Genomic DNA, 22,549 nt, shown 5'->3' on the forward strand with positions numbered 1-22,549 from the left:
ACGTCTCCGTCCCGGGAGGACAACGGTGTCCGAGCAGCGCAGTCCACGTTTCCGTTCCGTACTCGACGATTACGTCGGGTACAAGCCCGGCAAGGTCGCCCGGTCACCCGGGGGCCGCTCCTTCAAGCTCTCGTCGAATGAGTCGCCGTACGGGCCGCTGCCCTCGGTGCGCGAGGTGATCAGCGACGCGGGCGGGTTCGTCAACCGCTACCCGGACAACGGCTGCACGGCGCTGATCGACGCGATCTCCGGGCGATTCGGCGTCCCTCCGGAGCACGTCGCCGTCGGCTGCGGCTCCGTCGGGGTCGCCCAGATGCTGCTGGAGGCGGTCGGCGAGCCCGGCGTCGAGGTCGTGTACGCCTGGCGCTCCTTCGAGGCCTACCCCATCCTCGCCGACCTGGCCGGCGTCACCTCGGTGCGGGTGCCGCTGGCCGAGGAGACCCACGACCTGCGGGCGATGGCCGACGCCATCACCGACCGGACCCGCCTGATCTTCGTGTGCAACCCGAACAACCCCACCGGCACGATCGTCCGTCGTCCGGAGCTGGAGGCGTTCCTCGACCGGGTGCCGGAGGACTGCCTCGTTGTGCTGGACGAGGCGTACCACGAGTACATCCGCGACCCCGAGGTCCCCGACGGCCTCACGCTGTACGGCGACCGGCCGAACCTCGCCGTCCTGCGCACCTTCTCCAAGGCGTACGGCCTGGCGGGCCTGCGGGTCGGCTTCATGGTCGCGCACGAGCGCGTCGCCGAGCAGGTGCGCAAGACGTACCTGCCGTTCTCGGTCAACGCCGTCGCCCAGGCGGCCGCCGTCGCCTCCCTGCAGGCCGAAGACGAACTCCTCGAACGTGTCGAGGCGACCGTGAAGGAGCGCGAGCGGGTCCGTGACGCGCTGATCGGCCAGGGATGGACCGTCCCGCCGACCGAGGCCAACTTCGTCTGGCTCCGGCTCGGTGAGGACACCATGGCGTTCTCCGGCGCCTGCGACGCCGCCGGGATCAGCGTGCGGCCCTTCCCCGGGGAGGGCGCCCGCGTCACCATCGGCTCCCCGGAGGAGAACGACGCCTTCCTCGCCGCCGCGGAGGCCTACCGCGGCAGGTCCTGAACCGCGGGCTCGGTGGTCCGCTCGTCCCCGGCGGCCGGCTCCGGGGACGGGCCCGTACGGGACCGGCGCTCGGTCGAAACGACGAGACCCACCCCGACAATGATGATCAGGCCGCCGGCGAGGATCGTCCACGTGGCGTGCTCGCCGGCGAACGCCACGCCCAGCAGCACCGCCACCCCCGGGTTGACGTAGGCGTACGTGCCGACGAGGGAGATCGGGGCGTTGCCCAGCAGCCAGACGTACGACGTGAAGGCCACCAGGGAGCCGAACACGATCAGATAGGCGAGGCCCAGCCAGGACGCCTGTGAGACCTCGCCGAGGTGCAGTCTCTCGCCGCGCCCGAACCCGGCGACGAGCAGCGCCAAACCGCCCGCCGCCATCTCGTACATGCTGGCGGTGAAGGGGTTCTCCGGCATCGCCAGCCGAGACGACAGGAACGATCCGACCGCCCACGACAGCGAGCCGAACAGGACCACGACGACGCCGGTCGCGTCGCCCGAACCGCCGCCGCGTGTGAGGGTCAGCAGCGCCAGCCCGCCGAAGCCGACGAGCACGCCCCCGACGGTCGCCGCCGCCGGCCGGTCGCCGGTGCACCACCGGAACACGACGAGCCACAGCGGCACGCTCGCGACGAGGAGGGCGGTCAGGCCCGAGGAGATGTGCTGCTCGGCGACGCCGACCATGCCGTTACCGCCGGTCAGCAGCAACAGGCCGACGAGGGCGGCGGTGCCGAGCCGTCGCCACGGGACGCGCAGCACGGACGGGCCGCGCACGATTGCCAGCACGGCGGCCAGCACGACGGCCGCCGTCAGGAACCGGATTCCGGCACTGATCATCGGCGGCATCGTGTCGACGACGAAGTGGATGCCGAGGTAGGTGGAGCCCCAGACGACGTAGACGATCGGCAGGGCCACCCAGACCAACGGCGAGCGGGAGTCATGAGTGTATGTGGTCATCGCTCATTACACGGTAGTGGACGCGACCTCGGCCGCGCCACGCCGTTTCGGACGAGTACCCCTCTGACGCCGCCCCTCTCGCGTTGAATTCGGGCGTGTCGCCCTTCCCTGGCCGCCGCGAAGGGCGGTTCTCCCGAGATCAACGAGCGGCTTGCGTCCCCTGCGGGCCCGGTCGACGCCTCGAGCCGGCCCGGCTTCCCCGGCTGGGCGATCTCCAGGGAGGTGGCCGCGTGCAGGGTCCCGCCGATGCCGGCCGGCGGGCCCGATATCCGCCCTGAGGCTCATCCGAGATTGGGCCTCGGGTCTCTATCGGGGACACGGGCAGAGGTGTGAAGATCCAGGGCGATCCATGTCGAACTTCACAGGAGGATCTGTGCGTCTTCGCCGGCAAACCTCGCTGCTGGCCGCCGGGCTCGTGGCCGCTTCTGGGCTCGTACTGGCCGTCGCCCCCTCGGCCTCGGCGGCGACGGGGAACTGCAACACCAGGAGTGACGGCGGCTGGACGGTCCGTTCCTGCCTCAGCGTCAAAGGCGGCAAGGTGCGGCCCGAGTTCTATGTCGACCGAGTCGGGAAGAAATTCTCCGGAGCGAAGAAGTGCGTGATCGTCGCATCGCTCGCGTATTCCACCAGGAGCAACTTCGCGACCGAGAAAATCGTCTGGGGCGCTGACCACGACAAGAACCCGAGGACATACCCCTGCAAAAAGGGGCATGTTCCCTACACCCATCTCACCACTAAGAGCACGAAGGGTTACTACATCCTGGATGTTCTTATGGGGGCCCGGCGCTCGTCCTTCGACAAGAAGATATGGGTCGGCTATCTCGCGGACAGCCCCAGTAAGAGGATCAAGTAATCCGGTCGGCGATTCTGTTCACTCGCAGTCGAAGGCGCCGGACGCCGTGGCGGCCGGTCGCGCTTCGGGTGGCAGCGAGAACGGCTTCGTGGCCGGCCGCCGACAGCGGTCCCGAGTGGGTTCACTCAGGCCAGAATCTCGAGAATGGATGAAAAATTGAAGTCGGTTATTCGAATGGCCGTCACGGCGGGTGCGCTCGTGTCAGCGGTCGGGCTGGTCGCCCCCGCGGCCTCTGCCGAAGCCTCCTCGTCCGGGGCCGTATCGGTGATCACTGGGATCAAGTTCAACTGCCGGTACGGAATTGTCTGCATCGGGCGGTCGGGCGGCTACTTGGCCAGCCAATGGAAAAACAATGTGGCGTACTCTAATAAGGGTACGCTGGGCGTTGCCTTCTCGAAGACTCCTGTATACCCTCTTCCGCGCGGCAGTCAGTTGAAGGCGCTGAAAACGGGCAAGATCGAAGCTCGGAGCGCCTGGACATCGGTACTCTACAAATGCCCCAAGAAATACAAGTACGCCAGGGCCTATGTGTGGTACAAGGGCCAGAAGCAGCCGATGTACGGCAACGTGATCAAGTGCAGGTGACGAGGCTCGGGCCTCGCGCTGTTCACTCGCAGATGTAGTCGAAGGCGCCGGTCGCCATGGCGATCGGTGCCTTCGGTGTGACGATTTCCAGCGTCGCCGTGGCGTGCAGGGTGCCGGGGCCCTTCACCGTCCAGCGCAATGGGACCTGGACCGAACGCTGTCCCTTGCGCACGCTCTCGGACAGGACTCCGGAGACCTGGCCGTCGCTGCGCCGCCAGCGGTACGTGATCTCGCCGTGGCCGCCGTTGGTCCGGATGGTGCCGACGACGCGGACGGTCGTGTCGCAGGGCTGAGGCGTGCTGGGCGCGCTGACGCTCGCCCCCGTCACGGTGACGCCGGGACCGCCGCGCAGCAGCCACCACACGACCAGGCCGACGAGCAGGGCGAGGCCCAGGGTGAGCAGGCCGCCGGCGATCCGGCGTGTCAAGGACCGGCGCAGCGCGGCCCCGCGCCACTTCCTCGCGACCTCGGCCGGAACACCGGGCCCGAACCGCAGCGTCGTGCCGTCCCCGGACTCCTCCGGTGCCGCGTACGGCACGGCCCCGTCCGGCCGCTCGCTGTTCAGCCGCCACGTCTCATCGATGTCACGTCGCGTCTCGTCCATGCCTCTCACCTCGTCCCGGCGCCAGGGCGTGCTCCGGCTTCTTGGGCCGGATGGCCGTGTCTCATCGATGTCACGCCGTGTCTCGTCCATGCCTCTCACTCACCGCACGCGAAGGAGCCGGAGCCGGTGTCGGACAGGCCGCCCGCCGAGGCGCTGACGCGCACCGTGCCGGGACACTGCTTGTAGGTCCACGTCGGCGTCAGGTCATGCGTGCCGGATCCGCTCACGGTCTGGGAGACGGGATGGCTCCCGTCTCCGGCGGAGAAGGTCACCGTGACGGCCACCGCACCGGGTCCGCTGACGGTGACACTGACGTAGGCCGTCGCCGTGTAGCCACTGGCGCGTGCGGTCGAAGCGGTGCCGACGTTCTTCACCGTGAGTCCGGTGACCGTTGTCGGAGGGGTCTTCTTCGGGGTGGGCTTCGGGGCGATGGCCACGGGGGTGGTCGGGGCGGTGGTCGGGGGAGCCGTCGTCGTGACGGGCGAGCCGGTGGTCGCCGGCGGCGCCGTCGGGGTGTCGGACGACGGGGTCGAGCCGGTCGGGGTGGTGCCGTGCGGCGGGGTCGGGCTCGTGGACGGTGAGTCCGTGTCGCCGGGAGAGGGGCCGGGCGCGGCGATCGCGGACGGTGTCGAGGTGGCGGTCGCGCCCACGCCGATCTCGTGATGGACGCCGGCCAGGACGAACGCCCCGCCGCCGCCCGCCAGCAGCGCTCCGGCCGCCGCCCCGGCGACGACCATGAGACGGCTCTTGCCCAGGCGGGTCAGCGCCAGCGCCGTACCGCCCGTGGCGATCGGCTGGGCGAGGGGGAAGAGGTAGGCCAGCAGGGCGGCGAGGGCGGCGAGGCGGACCCGGCCGCGCTCCTCCCAGCCCGGGCCGTAACCGGCGAGCGCCGCGTCCTCCAGCTCGGCGAGGAAGGCGTCGGCCGAGGGCGGCCGGTCGGCGAAGTCCTTGGCGAGACCTCGGGCGACCAGGTCGCGCAGCTCCGGAGGGACCCGGCCGGCCGGGATCGGGTCCAGGCGATGCGCGGCGGCCAGCGCCCACAGCCCCTCGACGGGGTACGGGCGTTCGCCGGTGAGGCATTCGTAGAACACGGCGGTGGCCGCATAGACGTCGGTGGCCGGCCCGACGGTGCCGGTGATCCACTGTTCGGGCGCCATGTAGGCGGGGGTGCCGCAGGCGGTCGCGCGTTCCTCCGCGCGGATCGCGATGCCGAAGTCCGCGAGCCTGCTCTCTCCGTCGTCGCGTACGAGGACGTTGGCGGGTTTGTAGTCGCGGTGGATGACGCCGGCGGCGTGCGCGGCCGCCAGGCCCCGCAGTGAGCCCTTGAGGACGACCAGCGCCGCCTCGGGACCGGTGGGCCCCTGGGTCGCGACGATGTCCTTGAGTGTGACGCCGTCGACCAGCTCCATGACGAGGGCCGCGGCCGCCGGTGTCTCGACGTACTCGTAGAGGCGTACGACGTGCGGATCGGCCAGCTCCGCCATCAGCCGTGCCTCCGCGCGGAACCGGTCGAGGAAGCCGGCGTCCGACCTGAGCCCGTCCGACAGGTACTTGATGGCGGCGGGGGTGCCGGTCGCCTCGTGCACGGCGAGGACGACCGTCCCCGAGGCGCCCTGGCCCAGGATTCGGACCTGCCGGTATCCGGGGACCGTCCAGTTTCCGTCCATGACGTTCCTTGCTCGAAGCGACGGAGAGCGTCGGAGCCCCGACACTACGTATGCGACGTTCACCGCACATGCCGAGTTGAGGGAACGCGAGGAAGTGGCCGGTTTCGGCCATGACCAGTAGAGATAACTACGAGTCTGGAGAAAGGCGACACATTTCCCGGTCTTTGCCGGGCATGACGCGTCGACCCGTGTGGCACCACGTCGGCCGAGGCCCCGATATCCGGGTCGATCGGGGCCGCTCGAACGCCGAGCGGCCCCGATCGCCGGATCAGCCGGCCTTCGTCGGCCCCAGCTTCTCGACGATCAGCCGGTACAGCTGGCGGGGACGTCCCGGCTGCGGGGTCCGGTTCGGCGGCAGCGGCCAGGCGAGGCCCTCCTCCACCAGCGTCCGCAGCAGCCGCCGGGCGGTACGCGGAGTGACGCCGAGCATCTTCCCGGCGTTCTCCGCGTCCACGATCAGCGGTTGCCGGCCGTCCTGCCCGTCCTCGCTCGGCTGGTCGGCCAGCTTGTCGGCCAGGCGGGCGAGGATCTCCAGGCCCTTCGGCTTGGCCGGCGCCGGAGCGCGGGGCGGCGTCCGCGGCGCGGGCACGAGCGCCCGGCCGTCCCGGTCGAGCGCGAAGCCCTGCGCCCGCTGCGACGTCTGCGAGCGCGCGAGTGCCGCGCGCGCGTGCGTCTCGGCCTCCTGGGCGGTGCGGCCCATGCCGATGCCGACCTCGACGGTCAGGCCCAGTTCCTCCCGCACCCGCTCGACGAACGGCGGAGTTCGGAAGCCCTCGGTCGCCGCCGTGATCGAGCCGCGCGTGGCGGTGACCAGGTAACTGTGGTCGTCGAGCGGCCAGACCGCCGCGCTCATCCGGTGCGCCTCCTGGAGGAGAAGGCGCTGCAGCGACAGCTTCAGCTCCTCGCGCCAGTAACGCGGCGTGACGCGCCGGGGGGTCTCCCGCAGCGTCGGGACGTCGACGACGATCACGACGAGCTGGGACTCCTCCAGCCGGTGGTGAGCGCCGAGCAGCGCCGAGGTCTGCAGCGCGGAGCGGATGGCCGCGCCGGTCGGCCGGATGCGGAGCGTCGGCACGCCGGCCAGCTCCAGCCGCTCCGCCGTCGCGTGGACGCAAGTGAGCGCGACACTTGTGGCGCCGCGCCGCCACAAACGCTCATGAAAGGCCGCCAGCGTGCCCGGTCCGGCAGCCTCCTCGCGCAAGTGCACGTGCTCGGTGCTGAGACTGATCTCGCCGTAGGCCTCTTCGACCTCGGCCCGGCTCAGCACGTCGATGCTGACGCGCGACGGCTCGTGCTGCTCGTCGAGCGCGGCACGCAGGAGCGCACCCTGCAGTGCCGCCCCGTTGAGGGGGACGAAGGTGGCCGGCATCGTGAGGACTCCCGCCTTGCGGGCGAACTCGTACGGGACTGGGCTGGCGAACAGACAGACGTCCACCCCCGACCCGAGACGTACTACCTTGTCCGCGGCCTCCTGCTCGTCGCGGTACGCCGCCGCGACGAGGCGGCTGGGTACCGGAGTGGGGCCGTGGCCCATGAGCATGACCCGCTCGACCAGATCGTGGGGTCCGACGACGCCGATGGTCAGATCGGGTGTCACCGATCCTCCCCGGGGACCGCTCATCTCCGCCCCTCCCGGCACCGTGGCGCCTCCAGGCGGCTTTCGGCCGGACCGGCCCGCCGCATTCCTCCACTCGCGGCCGCCGATCGGCGGCCTCCACCCAACGCATGACTCATCCCACTGACGCCCCTGTCTGGTCGTCCGCCCCAGCTCCCGTGAACTACACCTCATTGGGCAGATCGCCGGAGGCCCGTGAGATGTGACGCGTCTTAGCGAAATCGGTTAAGAGCGCGTCGAAAAACTACTAGTAGAACGCGTCCGGTGAGGAAATTATTACTAACTGGTTAGGTCACCGGTGGTCGGGAGGCTTGTGATCATTTTGGTCCGGACAGCCCGATGCCCCGCCACGATCGCCGGTCGATTGACGACGCTCCGTGGGCGCCGGGTCACTCGGAGGTGTCGTGACGGGGTGTCTTCGCGATCGATCCGATCGGGCGGGTCGGACCCGCCCGATCGCACCGGATGGGGTCAGGCCAGGCGCTCGATGTCCGCGCCCAGGGTGTTGAGCCGCTCGGCGATGTGCGAGTGGCCGCGGTCGAGGTAGTAGCCGTTGGTGATGGTGGTCTCGCCCTCGGCGACGAGGCCGGCCAGCACCAGCGCGCTGCCGGTGCGCAGATCGTGGGCCACGACCTCGGCGCCGCGCAGCGGCGTCGCTCCGTTGACCTTGGCCCGGTTGCCGTTCACCTCGATGTCGGCGCCCATCCGCACCAGCTCGTCGGCCAGCTTGAACCGGCCGTCGAAGATGCGCTCGTAGATGTAGCTCGGACCGTCGGCCAGGCAGGACACCGCCATGATCGGCGACTGCAGGTCGGTGGCGAACCCGGGGTACTCGTCGGTGATCACGTTGATGGGCCGCAGCGGCCGGTCACGCCGGACCTGCAGCACGGCGCCCTCGGTGGAGGACTCCACGCCCATCTGCTCCAGCTTGTCGGCGGCGACGCCGAGGTGCTCGAGCGACGCGCCGACCAGGCTGATCTCCCCGCCGGTGATGGCGGCCGCCATCACGAGGACGCCGGCGTCGATGCGGTCGGGCATCACCGTGTGCTGGACCGCGGTCAGACGATCCACGCCCTCGACGGTGATGAACCCGGTGCCGCCGCCGGTGATGCGGGCGCCCATGCTCTGCAGGAACTTGATGACGTCGAGGACCTCGGGCTCGAGCGCACAGTTCTTGATCAGCGTGGTGCCCTCGGCCAGCGAGGCGGCCATGAGGAGGTTCTCGGTGCCGGTGTGCGACGGCGTGTCGAGGTAGAGGGTGCCGCCCTGCAGCTGACCGACCTTGACGTGGATGCTGCCACGGCCGTCGTCGCTCACCTGCTCGGTGACGGTCGCGCCCATCCGCTTGAAACCGTTGTAGTGGAAGTCGAGGTTGCGGCTTCCCAGGTTGCACCCGCCGACGCCCTCGATCACCGCCTCGCCGAGCCGGTGCAGCAACGCCGGGACGAACAGGAAGGAACCACGGAACCGCGAGGCGATCTCCTCGGGCAGGACCGGGCTGGTCAGCTCCGACGCATCGATCACCAGCGTGCGCTCGGCCTCGTGCAGCTCGGCCTTCGCGCCGATCGCCTGCGCCAGCTCGACGGCCCGTTTCACGTCCTCGATGATCGGCACGTTGCGCAGGACCGTATGTCCCTCGGCCGCCATCAGGGAGGCGCCGATCATGGGAAGGACGGCGTTCTTGGCGCCCTGGACGAACACGGTGCCGCGCAAATCGGCGCCGCCCCGCACGCGGTAACGGACCTCGTGGCCCAAGCTCATATCGCCGGTGCTCCTTTGGCTGCGGTGAAGTTAGACTGCCCGCTCGGTCGGGTCGGCGGGTCACGAGTGCCGCGCGTGTTACACGGGCGGCCCCAGTATTCCATCGGGTACTCCGTGGCATGACCGAAACGTCCGGTCTCGCGCGGTTACCTCGATCTTTTAGATTCGGCGGACCCGAGGTTTGTTCAGTGTGTTCTGGACCTCAGTGCCGTGGCTTGCCCATGCGGTCAGCGTTTCACTTGTAGGGACCTGCGCCCCGAGGATACCCACGAGGTCCAGTGGAACAGGCGGCCCGGAGGTCCGCACGCGTCCCGGCGGGCCGCTCTCGTCGGACGACGACCGGAGCACGGGCCGGGCCCGATCGACGAGGCGCCGGCCCGCGTCCACGGCGATGCCGAGCCGCTTCATTCGGCACCGTCCGCAAATGGGCATGCCGGTCGGTGAGGTCATCGACTGAGGACGGTGACGCCGTCGCCGACGGTGATCGTTCCCAGGGTGCGCGGGATGGCGTTCTGGCCGAAGACGACGCCGCGTTCGCCGTCGGGCAGGGTCCGGGTGCGGTAGCTCGCGAGGGTGCGCAGCGGCTCCCGGCCCTTGACGGCCGTCTCCTGGTCGGTCGTCGTGATGACGCAGCGGGTGCAGGGCTTGACCAGCTCCAACTCGACGTCGCCGATGCGCAGGAAACGTACGGAGTCCTCGCCCCACGCGCCGAGGCCCTCGATCACGATGTTGGGCCGGAAGCGGTTCATCGGCAGCGGCTCGCCGAGGCGGGAGTTCAGCTCCTCCAGCGACTCGACCGAGGTGACGAGCAGGGGGTAACCGTCGGCGTAGGCGACCGTACCGCCGCCGATCCCGGTCGGACGCCGCCCGGTGAACCGCACGAGGCGGCACTCCCGCTCCAGAAGGGCGCCGAACCAGTCCGCCGCCTCGTCGCCCTGGTCGACGCCCTGACACGGTTTGCCGTGCACCGTGACGTCGACGACCGGACCGTCGGCCGGGGCGGCGTGGACGTACGGCGCGCCCGCCCCCGTCCCGGCGAACCCGACGGTCAGCTTGACGCCGTCGTACGACGGGCGCAGCAGCGCCATCCGCGGGAGCTCCCGCTGCGACAGGTGCCGTCCGTCCGGGCGGACCAGCATGAAGCCCCGGTCGTGCCGGAACCCCTCCGGCACGACCTCGGCGTTGCCGAGAGGCGTTCCGCCGCCGCTCTTCAGCGGGTAGACATTGAGTTCACGGACGACCGCCGTCATCGGGGGGCTCCCTTCGCTCCCCACCATGATCGCACCGGCGCCCGGCGGTCAGCTCAGGGCGGCGAGGCGCTCGAAGACGCCGTCGAGCCGTTCGACGTAGCGCTCGGGGCGGCAGACGTCGTCGAGCCGTGCCTCGTCGAGCGTCAGCCCGGCCTCGGCGGCCTGCGCGCGCAGCGTCTCGCGGAACGGCGTCCCGGTCTCCCACGTCCGCATCGCGGCCTTCTGCACGAGCGGGTACGCCTCGTCGTCACGGGACATCCCTGCGTTGATCAGTTCCAGCAGGACGGCGCTCGTGTAGATCAGGCCGCCGGTCGACTCGAGGTTGACGCGCATCCGCTCCTCGTCGACGACGAGGCCGGTGACCAGCCGGTGCGTCAGGCTGAGCATGTAGTCCAGTGCGATCGAGGCGTCGGGCAGCGCGATGCGCTCGGTGGAGGAGTGGGAGATGTCCCGCTCGTGCCACAGGGGGATGCCCTCCATGACCGGGGTCACCTGCGCGCGCACGATCCGGGCGAGGCCGGCGAGGCGCTCGGAGATGATCGGGTTCTTCTTGTGCGGCATCGCGGAGGAGCCCTTCTGGCCCTTCCCGAACGGCTCCCAGAGCTCGCGCACCTCGGTGCGCTGGCCGTGCCGGACCTCCAGCGCGATCGCCTCGCACACCGTCGACATGATCGCCAGTGTGGAGACCCACTCGCTGATGCCGTCGCGGATGACGACCTGGGTGGACACGTCGGCCGGGGCGAGTCCCAGCTCGGCGGCGACGTACCGCTCGACCTCCGGGTCGATGTTGGAGTAGGTGCCGACGGCGCCGGAGATGGCGCAGACCGCGACGGCCGCGCGGGCGCGGCGCAGGCGGTCACGGGACCGCGCCATCGCGAACGCGAAGTCCGCGACCCGGTGACCCCACACGTCCGGCTCGCCGTGGATGCCGTGCGTACGGCCGACGCGCAGGGTGGCGCGGTGCGCCAAGCCGTGGTCGCGCAGCGCGGCGACGAGGGCGTCGGCCTTGGCCAGCAGGATGTCGGTGGCCTCGACGAGCTGGACGGCGAGGGCCGTGTCGAGCAGGTCCGAGGACGTCATGCCGAAGTGGACGTACGCGGCGGCCTCACGGGGCGTGGTGTTGTCGGCCCACGCGGACAGGAACGCGATGACGTCGTGCTGGGTCGTGGCCTCGATCTCGGCGACGCGCTCAGGCGTCGGCGGTGGAGCGGCGCGCACCGGCTCGACGACGTCCGAAGGGACGGTGCCCGCCTTGGCGTGAGCCTCCAGCACCAGGGTCTCGACCCGGCACCACAGCTCGTACTTGTGCGCGTCGCTCCAGACGCGGCCCATCTCCGGAAGGGTATAGCGCTCGATCACCCCTCCAGTGTCCCAGGCGTCAGAACAGCAGGCCGACCCAGGACCGCCAGTTCTCGCTGGCGTCGACCATGCTGAACGGCCCGTTCCCGTTGTCGGAGGAGTACTCCCACCAGGCGTAGTCGAGGCCCTTGGACTTGTAGAGGGCGACCTTGTCCTTGATGTACTGGTCGTGGCCGGTGGCGGCGGAGCCGATGCCGAACTCCCCGATCCACACGGGCAGGCTCTCCGTCGCGGCCATGTCGAGCTGGACCTGCAGGTGCGAGGCGAGCGCGGCCTTGTTCGCCGCGGTGTAGCCGGTGCTGCCGTCGGAGGGGTTCGGGTCCTGGCCCAGCCCGGTGGAGTTGTTGTACCCGTTCGTGAAGCCGCTCTTCGCGTCGCCGTTGTAGTAGTCGTGGACCGACCAGATGAGGTTGCTGCGGCTGGTCGGGGTGAACGACGAGAACGACGAGGTGGGCACCTTGGAGTCGCCGTACGACGGCTCCATCATGATGCTGGTGACGCTGTCCTCGGCGCGGATCGCGTTGACGATCTGGGTGTAGTCGGACAGCAGCCGCGCGGACTTCGTGGCCGAGCGGAACGGCTCGTTGACCGGGTCGTACGCCGCGATCGCCGGTTCGTCCTTGTACCGGTTGGCGATGGTCTGCAGGAAGCCCAGGCCGTTCTCGACGACGGCGTCCAGGCCCTCGACCGAGCCATCGTCCGTGGGCGTCACCTGTGCCCAGGCCGGCACGTGCTCCTGGCCGTCGGGACTGCCCGACATGTGCACGCAGTCGAGGATGACGTACAGGCCGGCGGCCTTGGCCCGCGTGACCGCCGTCGCGAGGGTGGTGAACGCCGTCTCGTTCCAGTCCGCCTCGGTCGGCTGGAACATGTCCCAGAACAGGACCATGCGGACGGCGGTGAAGCCCTTGGCCTTGATCGAGTCGTACGTCGACTGTCCCCAGGTGTCCGTGCTGCCGGCGTCCCAGATCGGCTGGACGTTCGGGCCGATCAGCAGGTGCGTGGTGCCGGCGGAGTCGACGAACGCGTGAGAGGTCGTGGCGTGCAGCCGGGTCAGCGCGGCGGCCTGCGCCGTCCGGGCGGCGGTCCGGGCGGCGGGTTCGCGGGCCGGGGTGCCGGCCTGGGCCGTCCCGGCGGCGCCACACGTCATGAGAAGTGTGGCGAGAGCGAGCCCGACTGATCGGCGCATGATCGTCTTCCCTTCCCCGGTGATCAAGATCGTTTGGATCCTAGATCAACTTCTCGGGTGCGGGACGGGAATCCGTGATGTTCCGGTGCTGTTCGTGGGCGGGACGCCGTCGGCTCGCCGCTCAGCCTCCTGGTCGCGCTCCCCTCCTCACTCGCTCCGCGGCCGGCTCGTCCCTCACCGGCCACTCCGCTCGCTCGTCGGCTCGCCGCTCAGTGGCCGGTCAGACCTTCGCCGCGATGTCCGTACGGTAGTGCGCACCGCGCAGCCGGATCCGCTCGGCGGCGGCGTAGGCCGTGGCACGGGCGGCGGCGATGTCGGGACCGGTGCCGACGACGTTCAGCACCCGTCCGCCGGCCGAGACCGGCAGCCCCTCGTGCAGCTTGGTGCCGGCGTGCAGGACGTACGCGCCCTCCACCGTTTCGGCGTCCTCGACCCCGGCGATCGGGTCGCCGATCGTCGGCTTGCCGGGGTAGTTCTCCGCAGCGATCACCACCGTGACCGCCGCGCCCGGCCGCCACTCCAGCTCCGGCGCGGACCCGAGTCCCCCGACCGCGCACGCCTGCAGCAACGCGCCGAGCGGGGTCGCCAGCCGGTCGAGCACGACCTGGGTCTCCGGGTCGCCGAACCGGGCGTTGAACTCGATCACCCGGACGCCCGTCGACGTCAGCGCGAGCCCGGCGTAGAGGACGCCGGAGTAGGGCGTCTCGCGGCGGCGCAGCTCGTCCACGGTCGGCTGGACGACCGTCCGTACGACCTCGTCGACCAGACCCGCGGGCGCCCAGGGCAGCGGGGTGTAGGCCCCCATGCCGCCGGTGTTGGGTCCCTGGTCGTCGTCGTGGGCGCGCTTGAAATCCTGCGCCGGCAGCAGCGGGACGACCGTGGTGCCGTCGGTCAGCGCGAACAGCGAGACCTCCGGCCCGTCGAGGTACTCCTCGACGACGACCCGATCGCACTCGGCGGCGTGCCGCTCGGCCGCCGCACGGTCCTCGGTGACGACGACGCCCTTGCCCGCGGCCAGCCCGTCGTCCTTGACCACGTACGGCGGGCCGAACGCGTCGAGCGCGGCCTCCACCTCGCCGGCGCTCTCACAGACCCGGGCGTCGGCGGTCGGGACGCCGGCCGCCTGCATGATCTCCTTGGCGAACGCCTTGGACCCCTCGATCCGCGCCGCCGCCGCGTCCGGCCCGAAGCACAGGAGCCCGGCCCGGCGCAGGGCGTCGCCCACGCCCGCGACCAGGGGCGCCTCGGGGCCGATCACGACGAGCTGTGCCATGAGGCGCTGGGCGAGCTCGACCACGGCGACCGGATCGGTGGGATCCAGGACATGGTTGTCCGCGAGCGCGGCGGTGCCGGCGTTGCCGGGCGCACAGTGCAGCGCGGTGACGTCAGGGTCTTGGGCAAGGGAGCGGACCAGCGCGTGTTCGCGCCCGCCCGAGCCGAGAACGAGGACTCGCACGGTGCGAAGCCTATCGAGATCTCCGGTTTTCCGGACTGGCGAGGGAAGCGCCGACGGCCCGGCGGTGTTGGTCTGAGCAGAGCCGACGCCCGTACGCTCCGAGGCGCGCCGCCGCGGAGGGCCGTGCGGTGCCGGGGCCGACCGGGCGACGGCAGTGATTTTTCGAATAATCCGGGAAACGTGTGAACCGGTTGCCCTGCCGGGGCGTCCTTAATTACCCGGTGTAATCTTAGAGCCTCGTGCTCTGACGCCGACGACCCGAAGGAGGTGGTTGGAATGAGTCCTGGCGATCCTTGCAGTAACGCCGAGCCTCCTCACGATCCGACCATCTCTACTCGGCGTCCGGCCGCCTCCGGCGCGCGCTCCCCGCTCTGATCCCGGGTTGACGCGCGCTGCCGCGCGTGGGGCCGGGCCAGGGTTAGGAGTTCCCCCATGGCCATGACCAGGGTTCGCCCCGGGCGCGCCACCCGCGTCCTGTTCAAGCCGCTCGCCCGCCCCGGCCGCATCTCGGCGGGTGAGTCGATCAACGAGAGGTCCGCACTCATCGACTGGGCGGCGTACGTCGACGGCAAGCGCGTCGACACCGCCAGCCTCGCCGACGCCGTCGAGCTCGTCCGTGCCCCCGACGACCTCCCCGAAGACGCCGAGCAGGGCGACCGTTTCGTCTGGGTCGGGCTGCACGAGCCGGACGCCGCCGAGCTGGAGCGGCTGTCCGAGGTGTTCGGTCTGCACCCGCTCGCCGTCGAGGACGCCGTCCACGCCCACCAGCGGCCGAAGCTGGAGCGCTACGACGACGTGCAGTTCGTCGTCATGAAGACGATCGGGTACGTCGAGCGCGGCGGCACGGAGACCGTGCAGGCCGGCGAGATCATGATCTTCTGTGGTCCCGACTTCATCGTCACCGTCCGTCACGGCGAGCACGGAGCGCTCGCCCCCGTCCGGCGGCGTCTCGAGGAGACCCCGGAGCGCCTCGCCCTCGGCCCCGCCGCCGTCCTGCACGCCATCATCGACCGGGTCGTGGACGACTACATCTCCGTCGGCAACGACGTCCAGCAGGACATCGACGAGGTCGAGGAGAACGTCTTCTCCGCCGACGCCACCAACCAGGCCGAGCGGATCTATCGGTTGAAGCGCGAGGTCATCCAGCTCAAGCGCGCCGTCGGCCCCTTGTCCGGACCGCTGCGCAATCTCGCGGCCCGCCGCTTCGTCCCGGCCGAGATCCGCGAATACTTCCGCGACGTCGACGACCACCTCACCCGTGTGCGCGAGCAGGTCGAGTCCTGCGACGAGCTGCTCACCCCCATCCTCCAGGCGCACCTCACCCAGGTGACCGTCACCGACAACCACGACATGCGCAAGATCTCCGCCTGGGCGGCGATCCTCGCGATGCCGACGGCGATCACCGGCGTGTACGGCATGAACTTCACGCACATGCCGGAGCTGCACTGGAAGTACGGCTACCTGGCCGCCCTGGGAGTCATCGCCGGCGCCTGTTTCGTCCTCTACCGCGGCTTCCGCCGCAACGGCTGGCTCTAGGTGTACTGACCACGGAGGTTGGTGACGGCGACACGGGTGGATGATCTTGAAATAGGTGAGGGCCTTCGGGCTCAGCGCCCCAGCACCGTCCGGAGGCGGTCGGGGTAGTCGGTGACGATCGCGTCCACGCCGAACGCGACGTGCCGCGCCATCTCGGCCGGATCGTTGACCGTCCACGGGACGACGCGCAGGTCACGGGCGTGCGCCGCCGCGACCAGTTCCGGGATGACCATGACCCTGTTCGGGGAGATCATGGTCGCCCCGGCATCGGCCGCGGCGGCGACCAGGCCGCCCGCCGGATCACGCCCGGCCATCCACGACGCGTCGAGGGTGTCCGGCTCGACCAGCGCCACCCGATCCCCGCCGGGCAGCAGCTCACGCGCCACCCCCAGCACCCGCCAGTCGAACGCCAGCAGCCGCGACCGCTCCGTCAGGCCGTACGACTCCAGGACCTTCACCGCGGCGACCGTGATCGTTTCGATGTCCGGCCAGGACGGGTCGGTCTTGATCTCCACCGCGAGCCGTACGTCGTGCGGGGCGACCAGCTCGCACAGCTCCGCCAGCGTCGGCACCTCGGCGCCGGGGATCGGCGTCTGCGTTTGCGCGAATCGCCTGTTGATAATCCCGGCGTCGAGCGTCTTGATCTGCGCGAGCGTCAGCTCCCCGATCGGGCGGCCGACGTAGGGGAACAGGGGATCGCGCGGCCGGCACGGCCCCCGGTCCCGTACCGTCCCGGCGTTCAGCGCCTGGTCGTGATGGAGCACCGGGACGCCGTCCGCGGTCAGCGCGACGTCCAGCTCCAGTACGTCGACGCCCAGCTCGAGCGTTCTGGCGAACCCCGGAAGGGTGTTCTCCGGCCACAGTCCCCGCGCCCCGCGGTGCCCCTGGATCTCCACCTGCCCCAGGGTACGGGCGAGCAGGCCGAGGGTCACTCGCCGTGCCACCAGCGGGCCAGGAAGCCGGGATGTGCGGCCTCGCGCGGCGCCGGGACACCGGCCGGCGGGCGCATGGTCGCACCCCCGGCCGACCGGGCCGGACGCGGGGGGACCTGGACGGGCGGGAAACGGACGGGCAGCGAGGACAGGGCGCGCTGGGCGAACCCGGGCCGCCACTCCAGGCGGTCGGCGGGAACGGCCAGCTCCATGTCCGGCAGCGCGTCGAGCAGCTTCTCCATGGCGACCGAGGCGATCAGGCGTGCCTGCCCCTGGACCGGGCAGGTGTGCGGACCCGCGCCCCAGGCCAGGTGGGCGCGGTTGCCCGTCCGGTTCGCGGACACGGTCGCCGGGTCGGTGTTGGCGGCGGCGAAGCCGATGACGACGGGCTGGTCCGCCGGCAGCCGTACGCCTCGGAACTCGACGTCCTTCACGGGATAGCTGATCGCCCAGTTCGCGATCGGTGGATCCGTCCACAGGGCCTCGTCGAGGGCGTCCTCGACCGGCAGACTGCCCCCGGACAGGTCACCGGCGAACCGGTCGTCGGACAGCAGCAGCCGCAGACCGTTCGCGATGAGGTTCTGCTCCGGCTCGGTGGCGAGCCCGATGAGCGGGATGAGCTGTTCGGTCAACTCCTCGTCGGTGAGCCGCGCCGGGTGGCTCAGCAGCCAGCTGGTCAGGTCCTCGGCGGGTCGCGCGCGCTTGAGCGCGACCAGCTCGCCGGTGGCCTCGAGCAGGATCTGGTTGTTCTTCGCCGTGTCGACGTTGTCGACGAGCCCCTGCATGGCGACGGCGATGCGGTCGCCGATCTCCGGGGGGCAGCCCAGGATTTCATTGAACACCAGCAGGGGCAGGACCAGCGCGTACTCGGTTCGCAGGTCGGCCGCGCCCTTGGCGGCGAATCGCCTGATGAGCGCCTCGGAGTGGCGTTCGACGGACTCGCGCAGCGTGTTCAGGTCGATGCGGGACAGGCCGTCGGAGACCGCCGCGCGCAACCGTGCGTGCTCGGCGCCGTCGGTCTTGTCGCAGGCCGGCCGGTACTTCAAGAACGGCACCACCGGGGAGTCCGGCGAGACGGTCCGCTCCCATCGGCGTGCGTCTTTGGGGAAGGTGTCGGGATCGCGCAGCACCTGGAGGGCGGCGTCGTAGGAGATGACCAGAGACGCCGGGACGCCCGGGGCCAGCTCGACGGGGGCGACCGGGCCGTACCCGCGCAGGGAGGCGTACACCCGGGCCGGGCGGGCCGCGAACTCCGGTCCGTACAGCGGCGTGCGTCCGCCGTGCGCGGGGCAGCCCGGGCCGGGCGGCGAGGTGATGACGGGCGCCGAGCTGTCAGAGGTCACGGATCCTCTTCTGCTCGATCTGGACGAGGTACTCGACGAGGGCGATCAACGCGCGGGTCGAGGACGCCCGGTCACGCGCGTCGCAGGTGACGAGCGGCGTGGAGGGCAGCAGATCGAGGGCCTCGCGGAGTTCTTCCTCCGGGAAGGACGGGCCGTCGTCGAACTGGTTGATCGCGACGGCGTACCGGAGCTTCTGCTCCTCGAGGAAGTTCATGATGTCGAAGGACTGCTCGAGCCGCCGGGTGTCCGCCAGCACGAGCGCGCCGAGGGCTCCGCGCGACAGGTCGTGCCACAGCTGCGTGAACCGGTGCTGGCCGGGGGTCCCGAACAGGTAGAGCACCAGACTCTCGCTCAGCGTCAGCCGGCCGAAGTCCATGGCGACGGTGGTCGTCTGCTTGTCCGGCACCCCGGCGAGGTCGTCGACCAGGGCGCCGGCCTGCGTCATGCGTTCCTCGGTGCGCAGCGGCCGGATCTCCGACAAGGTGCCGACCAGCGTCGTCTTGCCGACGGCGAAGTGACCGACGATCAGCACCTTGACCGAGGTCCGTACGGTATCGCGCACATACGTGCCGTCAGAGACGAGCGCGGAGTCCATCGAGCACCTCCTGGAGAAGCAGGGTCGAGGCGGGGCCGGTGTCCACCGGCCCGGCGACGCGGGTCACGATGTGGCCGCTGTCCACGAGATCCGACAGCAGGACCTTGGTGACGCTGACGGGCAGGCCGAGATGCCCGGCGACCTCCACCACCGAGAGGGCCCCGCCCCGGCACAGCTCCATCACCCGCCGTTTCTCCGGGTTGAGGCCGGTGACCTCGGAGCGTGCGGCCATGACGAGCGTGACCAGGTCGAAGATATTGCGGGTCGGGCGGGCGCGCCCGCCGGTCACCACGTGCGGCCGGACCAGCGCGCGTTCGCGCCGGTTCGGGCTCATGCCGTGACGCCCGGGGTATGCCTCGGTGGGGCGGACAGCTCCTTGCCCAGACGCTGAACGAGTTCCTGAAGGCGGAAGGAGATCGCCTCCATGTCGACGCGCTCCGTGGTGGAGACCGCGAGGTACGCGCCGGGGCCCGCGGCGACGAGGAAGACGTACCCGCCATCGAATTCGCTGACGGTCTGGCGCCAGGTGGTGTGCGGGTCGCCGCAGAACTCCGCCGAGGCGCGGGCCAGCGACTGCAGTCCGGACATCCCGGCCGCGTGGCGTTCGGCGTCGTCGCGGCCGATGCGCTCGGAGTGGGCCACCAGCAGCCCGTCGGCGGAAAGAAGGATGGCGTGCCGCGTCTGCGGCATCTTCAGGGCATCGTCGAGCATCCAGCCGAGCTTGTTGTTCGCGCTATCGATCATTCGGCGACATTCCCTTCGGACTCGGGAGAAACGGGGACGCGGCCGGCTCGGGAACCACGCTGCCAGGCGCCCATCCCGGAGGCGATCTCATCCGCCGGGCGGGTGGAGGGTGGTGCCCCGGCCGAGGGGACGGGCTGCTCGCCCGTCGGGGTGACACGTCGGCGCTTCGGCAGGCCGTTGGCGGTCAACGGACGCTCCTCCCGCTCGGTCACCGGACGCTCCTCCCACTCGGTCACCGGTCGCTCCTCCCATTCGGATGACAGGGCCGGGGTCGGCGGGATCGGCGGGGTCGGCGCGGCGTGCACCGGTCGTGGCTCGGCACGCATCGGGCGCGACTGGGTGTGCACCGGGAGTGACTGGGCGTGCACCGGTGCCGGTTCGGTGTCGACGCGGGTGAGCAGCTCGCTCGGGAGGAAGACCACGGCGCGCACCCCGCCGTACGGGGAGCGGCTGTCGACGGAGACTCGGAATCCGTACCGCGCGGCGAGCACGCCGACCACGGCGAACCCGACCTGGGGCGGGTCGCCGAGCCGGTTGATGTCCGTGGACTCCCGTCCGGACAGGAGCCGCTCCGCCCGCTGCAGTTCCTCCGCGTCCATGGCGACTCCGGCGTCGTCGATCACGATGGCGACGCCGTTGTGGGTCTGCCGGAAGTTCACCTCGACCATGGTGTTCGGCTGGGAGTGACGTGCGGCGTTGTCGAGGAGCTCGGCGACCGTCAGGACGACCGGCTCGACCACGCGGCTGACGACGGCGAGGTTCGCCTGCGTCTGGACCTGGACGCGCAGGTAGTCGCGGATGCGGGAGGTGGCTCCGCGGACGACGTCGACCAGCGCGGCGGCGGAGCGCTGCTGGCCCGGCCAGGACCCGCAGAGTACGGAGGTGGCCTGCGCCCGGCGGCCGAGCTGGGCGTTCATATGGTCGATCTTCATCAGGCCCCCGAGCACGTCGGGGTCGTCGTGGCGCTCCTGCATGGTGGAGATGGTCAGCTGCTGCTCGTTGGTCAGGCTCTGCACGGCGCGCATCATGGCCTTGAGCGTCACCTTCGCCGCCTGGTCGGCGCGATCCTTCGCGGTCTCGGCGTACTCGGCGAACATCCCCAGGATCGCCCTGATGCCCTGCTCGGTACTGGTTCCGGCGAAAGCCGGATTGAGAGGACCGGGCACCTCGACCGGCTTGCCCTGGAAGAAGTCCGCCAGGGCCGGGACGCGGACACGGACGAGATAGCCCAGCTCCTCGTCACGGACGCGGGTCATCTCCTCCAGCGCGGCGTTCCGCCGGCGGAGCCGGGAGGTGATCTGCTGCTGGCGGACCAACAGGACCACGGCGGCCAGGAGCCCGGCCGTCAGGCATACGAATGCCACCGCCGACATATATCGCTCCCTCAGATCCTTGAGGCGGGAAGAAAGGGTGAGTGATCGCTCCATGCCGCGGAGCGGCGATGTCCGAAACCCGGTCACCCCGGCAGGGGGAAATTCGGCGAGGACGGACATCCAGCCTCCGACGTCACGTTGCGGGGCAGAACTCACGTAAGTCGCAAAGACTACAGCCGGTGATCTTGGCCTGCCAGGGAGATACGGAAAAAGATCCTCCGAATAAAGGTCCGGTCACATACGACCCGGCGGCCCCGAGAGGTCGGGGCCGCCGAGTCGGTGCGTCAGACCAGGGAGCGCAGCTGAAGCGTCTGGTCCCGGCCGGGGCCGACGCCGATGGCGCTGATCTGGGCGCCCGACATGTCCTCCAGCGCCCGGACGTAGTCCTGCGCCTTCTTCGGCAGGTCCTCGAACGTCTTGCACTCGGAGATGTCCTCCTGCCAGCCGTCGAGCTCCTCGTAGATCGGCTTGGCGTGGTGGAACCCGGTCTGCGTCATCGGCAGTTCGTCGCAACGCTCGCCGTCGATGTCGTACGCCACGCAGACCGGCACCTTCTCCAGGCCGGACAGCACGTCGAGCTTGGTGAGGAAGTAGTCGGTGACACCGTTCACCCGCGTCGCGTAGCGGGCGATCACCGCGTCGAACCAGCCGCAGCGGCGGTTGCGGCCGGTGGTGACGCCGTACTCGCCGCCGGTGACGCGCAGCCATTCGCCGGTCTCGTCGAGCAGCTCGGTCGGGAACGGCCCGGAGCCGACGCGGGTGGTGTAGGCCTTCAGGATGCCGATCACCTTGGTGATGCGCGTCGGGCCGACGCCGGAGCCCGCGCACGCCCCGCCCGAGGTCGGGCTGGAGGAGGTGACGAAGGGGTACGTGCCGTGGTCGACGTCGAGGAGGGTGCCCTGGGCGCCCTCCAGCAGGATCAGCCGGCCCTCGTCGAGCGCCTTGTTGACCACGAGCGCGGTGTCGGCGATGTGCGGGCGCAGCCGCTCGCCGTACGCGATGTACTCCTCGATGATCGGGTCGATCTCGATGGCACGCCGGTTGTACACCTTGGCGAGGATCTGGTTCTTGTCGCGCAGCGCGAGTTCGAGCTTCTGCCGGAGGATGCCGGGGTCGAGCAGGTCCTGCACCCGGATGCCCATGCGCGCGATCTTGTCGCCGTACGCCGGGCCGATGCCGCGGCCGGTGGTACCGATCCGGGCCCTGCCGAGGTACCGCTCGCTCACTTTGTCCAGGGCCTTGTGGTGGGGCATGATCAAGTGCGCGTTGGCCGAGATCAGCAGCCGGTCGCAGCTCACCCCCCGCACCTGCAGCCCGTCGATCTCCTTCAGCAGCACGCCGGGGTCGATGACCACGCCGTTGCCGATCACGGGTATGACGTCCGGGGAGAGCACCCCCGATGGAAGCAGGTGCAGGGCGTAGGACTGGTCGCCGATGACGACGGTGTGCCCCGCGTTGTTGCCGCCCTGGTACCGGACGACATAGTCGACGTCGCCGCCGAGAATATCGGTGGCCTTGCCTTTGCCTTCGTCACCCCACTGGGCGCCGACGAGCACGATGGCCGGCATAGGAGTTCTCTCCCCTGGCATCGACGAAGCCCCTGGCGCAAGCAGCAGCGACAGGGGC

The 22,549-nt window shown here is 70.4% G+C and carries 20 protein-coding genes; 4 read left to right on the top strand and 16 right to left on the bottom strand.

What is annotated here, in order from left to right:
• Nucleotides 1–25 precede the first annotated feature (25 nt).
• Nucleotides 26–1,105, top strand: a complete 1,080-nt coding sequence (gene hisC / locus NE236_RS34645; RefSeq protein ID WP_252846459.1) for a histidinol-phosphate transaminase — start codon at nucleotides 26–28, stop codon at nucleotides 1,103–1,105.
• Here hisC and NE236_RS34650 read toward each other — a convergent pair.
• Nucleotides 1,087–2,061, bottom strand: a complete 975-nt coding sequence (locus NE236_RS34650) for an EamA family transporter (protein ID WP_252846460.1) — start codon at nucleotides 2,059–2,061, stop codon at nucleotides 1,087–1,089. The two genes, hisC and NE236_RS34650, sit on opposite strands and share 19 nt — an antisense overlap.
• Nucleotides 2,062–2,410: 349 nt before the next feature.
• Here NE236_RS34650 and NE236_RS34655 point away from each other — a divergent pair, with 349 nt between their 5' ends.
• Both NE236_RS34655 and NE236_RS34660 read left to right on the top strand, forming a co-directional pair.
• Nucleotides 2,411–2,914, top strand: coding sequence for a hypothetical protein (locus NE236_RS34655; RefSeq protein WP_252846461.1), 504 nt, complete (start codon nucleotides 2,411–2,413; stop codon nucleotides 2,912–2,914).
• A gap of 144 nt (nucleotides 2,915–3,058) precedes the next feature.
• On the top strand, nucleotides 3,059–3,499 hold the full coding sequence (locus NE236_RS34660; RefSeq protein WP_252846462.1) for a hypothetical protein: 441 nt from the start codon (nucleotides 3,059–3,061) through the stop codon (nucleotides 3,497–3,499).
• Nucleotides 3,500–3,521: 22 nt separating this feature from the next.
• On the opposite strand, the gene NE236_RS34665 is transcribed toward NE236_RS34660, so the two are convergent.
• The 8 genes from NE236_RS34665 to purD all read right to left on the bottom strand — a co-directional run bounded on the left by NE236_RS34665 (nucleotide 3,522) and on the right by purD (nucleotide 14,400).
• Entirely contained in the window at nucleotides 3,522–4,103 is a 582-nt protein-coding gene (locus tag NE236_RS34665) for a hypothetical protein (protein ID WP_252846463.1), read from the bottom strand.
• Between the two features lie 95 nt (nucleotides 4,104–4,198).
• Nucleotides 4,199–5,770: a serine/threonine-protein kinase gene (locus NE236_RS44045; RefSeq protein ID WP_289851252.1), complete on the bottom strand. Its 1,572-nt coding sequence runs from the start codon at nucleotides 5,768–5,770 to the stop codon at nucleotides 4,199–4,201.
• A 268-nt stretch (nucleotides 5,771–6,038) separates the two neighbouring features.
• Nucleotides 6,039–7,325: a transcriptional regulator gene (locus tag NE236_RS34675; RefSeq protein ID WP_252846539.1), complete on the bottom strand. Its 1,287-nt coding sequence runs from the start codon at nucleotides 7,323–7,325 to the stop codon at nucleotides 6,039–6,041.
• A gap of 531 nt (nucleotides 7,326–7,856) precedes the next feature.
• Nucleotides 7,857–9,146, bottom strand: a complete 1,290-nt coding sequence (gene murA / locus NE236_RS34680; RefSeq protein WP_252846464.1) for a UDP-N-acetylglucosamine 1-carboxyvinyltransferase — start codon at nucleotides 9,144–9,146, stop codon at nucleotides 7,857–7,859.
• A gap of 446 nt (nucleotides 9,147–9,592) precedes the next feature.
• On the bottom strand, nucleotides 9,593–10,396 hold the full coding sequence (locus tag NE236_RS34685) for an MOSC domain-containing protein (RefSeq protein WP_252846465.1): 804 nt from the start codon (nucleotides 10,394–10,396) through the stop codon (nucleotides 9,593–9,595).
• Between the two features lie 48 nt (nucleotides 10,397–10,444).
• Nucleotides 10,445–11,755, bottom strand: coding sequence for an adenylosuccinate lyase (gene purB / locus NE236_RS34690; protein ID WP_252846466.1), 1,311 nt, complete (start codon nucleotides 11,753–11,755; stop codon nucleotides 10,445–10,447).
• A 19-nt stretch (nucleotides 11,756–11,774) separates the two neighbouring features.
• Nucleotides 11,775–12,944, bottom strand: coding sequence for a glycoside hydrolase family 5 protein (locus NE236_RS34695; RefSeq protein WP_252846467.1), 1,170 nt, complete (start codon nucleotides 12,942–12,944; stop codon nucleotides 11,775–11,777).
• 220 nt (nucleotides 12,945–13,164) lie between these two features.
• The gene (gene purD / locus NE236_RS34700; protein WP_252846468.1) at nucleotides 13,165–14,400 is read right to left on the bottom strand and encodes a phosphoribosylamine--glycine ligase; all 1,236 of its coding nucleotides are present in this window, start codon (nucleotides 14,398–14,400) and stop codon (nucleotides 13,165–13,167) included.
• A 432-nt stretch (nucleotides 14,401–14,832) separates the two neighbouring features.
• Between purD and corA the strand changes: the two genes are divergently transcribed.
• The gene (gene corA / locus NE236_RS34705) at nucleotides 14,833–15,936 is read left to right on the top strand and encodes a magnesium/cobalt transporter CorA (protein WP_252846469.1); all 1,104 of its coding nucleotides are present in this window, start codon (nucleotides 14,833–14,835) and stop codon (nucleotides 15,934–15,936) included.
• Between the two features lie 71 nt (nucleotides 15,937–16,007).
• Here corA and NE236_RS34710 read toward each other — a convergent pair whose 3' ends face one another.
• From NE236_RS34710 to NE236_RS34740, 7 genes are all read right to left on the bottom strand, one after another.
• Entirely contained in the window at nucleotides 16,008–16,880 is an 873-nt protein-coding gene (locus tag NE236_RS34710) for a glycerophosphodiester phosphodiesterase family protein (protein ID WP_252846470.1), read from the bottom strand.
• Nucleotides 16,865–18,211, bottom strand: coding sequence for a cytochrome P450 family protein (locus tag NE236_RS34715; RefSeq protein ID WP_252846471.1), 1,347 nt, complete (start codon nucleotides 18,209–18,211; stop codon nucleotides 16,865–16,867). Before NE236_RS34715 ends, NE236_RS34710 begins: the two co-directional genes overlap by 16 nt.
• Nucleotides 18,201–18,806: a GTP-binding protein gene (locus NE236_RS34720; protein WP_252846472.1), complete on the bottom strand. Its 606-nt coding sequence runs from the start codon at nucleotides 18,804–18,806 to the stop codon at nucleotides 18,201–18,203. The genes NE236_RS34715 and NE236_RS34720 overlap by 11 nt, the downstream gene beginning before the upstream one ends.
• A complete protein-coding gene (locus NE236_RS34725; protein WP_252846473.1) occupies nucleotides 18,784–19,140 on the bottom strand; it encodes a DUF742 domain-containing protein in 357 nt (118 codons plus the stop codon). Before NE236_RS34725 ends, NE236_RS34720 begins: the two co-directional genes overlap by 23 nt.
• A complete protein-coding gene (locus NE236_RS34730; protein WP_252846474.1) occupies nucleotides 19,137–19,550 on the bottom strand; it encodes a roadblock/LC7 domain-containing protein in 414 nt (137 codons plus the stop codon). The genes NE236_RS34725 and NE236_RS34730 overlap by 4 nt, the downstream gene beginning before the upstream one ends.
• Entirely contained in the window at nucleotides 19,547–20,923 is a 1,377-nt protein-coding gene (locus NE236_RS34735; protein ID WP_252846475.1) for an ATP-binding protein, read from the bottom strand. Before NE236_RS34735 ends, NE236_RS34730 begins: the two co-directional genes overlap by 4 nt.
• A 284-nt stretch (nucleotides 20,924–21,207) precedes the next feature.
• A complete protein-coding gene (locus NE236_RS34740) occupies nucleotides 21,208–22,491 on the bottom strand; it encodes an adenylosuccinate synthase (protein WP_252846476.1) in 1,284 nt (427 codons plus the stop codon).
• Between the last annotated feature and the right edge of the window lie 58 nt (nucleotides 22,492–22,549).

It is taken from the genome of Actinoallomurus purpureus, from assembly GCF_024055795.1.
GTDB lineage: Bacteria > Actinomycetota > Actinomycetes > Streptosporangiales > Streptosporangiaceae > Actinoallomurus > Actinoallomurus purpureus.

Bases quoted from the DNA above. Each gene is read 5' to 3' on its own strand.
- NE236_RS34655 (WP_252846461.1), top strand. From the start codon at position 2,411: ATGTCGAACTTCACAGGAGGATCTGTGCGTCTTCGCCGGCAAACCTCG.
- NE236_RS34730 (WP_252846474.1), bottom strand. From the start codon at position 19,550: ATGATCGATAGCGCGAACAACAAGCTCGGCTGGATGCTCGACGATGCC.
- murA (WP_252846464.1), bottom strand. From the start codon at position 9,146: ATGAGCTTGGGCCACGAGGTCCGTTACCGCGTGCGGGGCGGCGCCGAT.
- NE236_RS34735 (WP_252846475.1), bottom strand. From the start codon at position 20,923: ATGTCGGCGGTGGCATTCGTATGCCTGACGGCCGGGCTCCTGGCCGCC.
- NE236_RS34720 (WP_252846472.1), bottom strand. From the start codon at position 18,806: ATGGACTCCGCGCTCGTCTCTGACGGCACGTATGTGCGCGATACCGTA.
- NE236_RS34650 (WP_252846460.1), bottom strand. From the start codon at position 2,061: ATGACCACATACACTCATGACTCCCGCTCGCCGTTGGTCTGGGTGGCC.
- NE236_RS34660 (WP_252846462.1), top strand. From the start codon at position 3,059: ATGGATGAAAAATTGAAGTCGGTTATTCGAATGGCCGTCACGGCGGGT.
- NE236_RS34695 (WP_252846467.1), bottom strand. From the start codon at position 12,944: ATGCGCCGATCAGTCGGGCTCGCTCTCGCCACACTTCTCATGACGTGT.
- corA (WP_252846469.1), top strand. From the start codon at position 14,833: ATGGCCATGACCAGGGTTCGCCCCGGGCGCGCCACCCGCGTCCTGTTC.
- NE236_RS34665 (WP_252846463.1), bottom strand. From the start codon at position 4,103: ATGGACGAGACGCGACGTGACATCGATGAGACGTGGCGGCTGAACAGC.
- NE236_RS34685 (WP_252846465.1), bottom strand. From the start codon at position 10,396: ATGACGGCGGTCGTCCGTGAACTCAATGTCTACCCGCTGAAGAGCGGC.
- NE236_RS44045 (WP_289851252.1), bottom strand. From the start codon at position 5,770: ATGGACGGAAACTGGACGGTCCCCGGATACCGGCAGGTCCGAATCCTG.
- NE236_RS34725 (WP_252846473.1), bottom strand. From the start codon at position 19,140: ATGAGCCCGAACCGGCGCGAACGCGCGCTGGTCCGGCCGCACGTGGTG.
- NE236_RS34740 (WP_252846476.1), bottom strand. From the start codon at position 22,491: ATGCCGGCCATCGTGCTCGTCGGCGCCCAGTGGGGTGACGAAGGCAAA.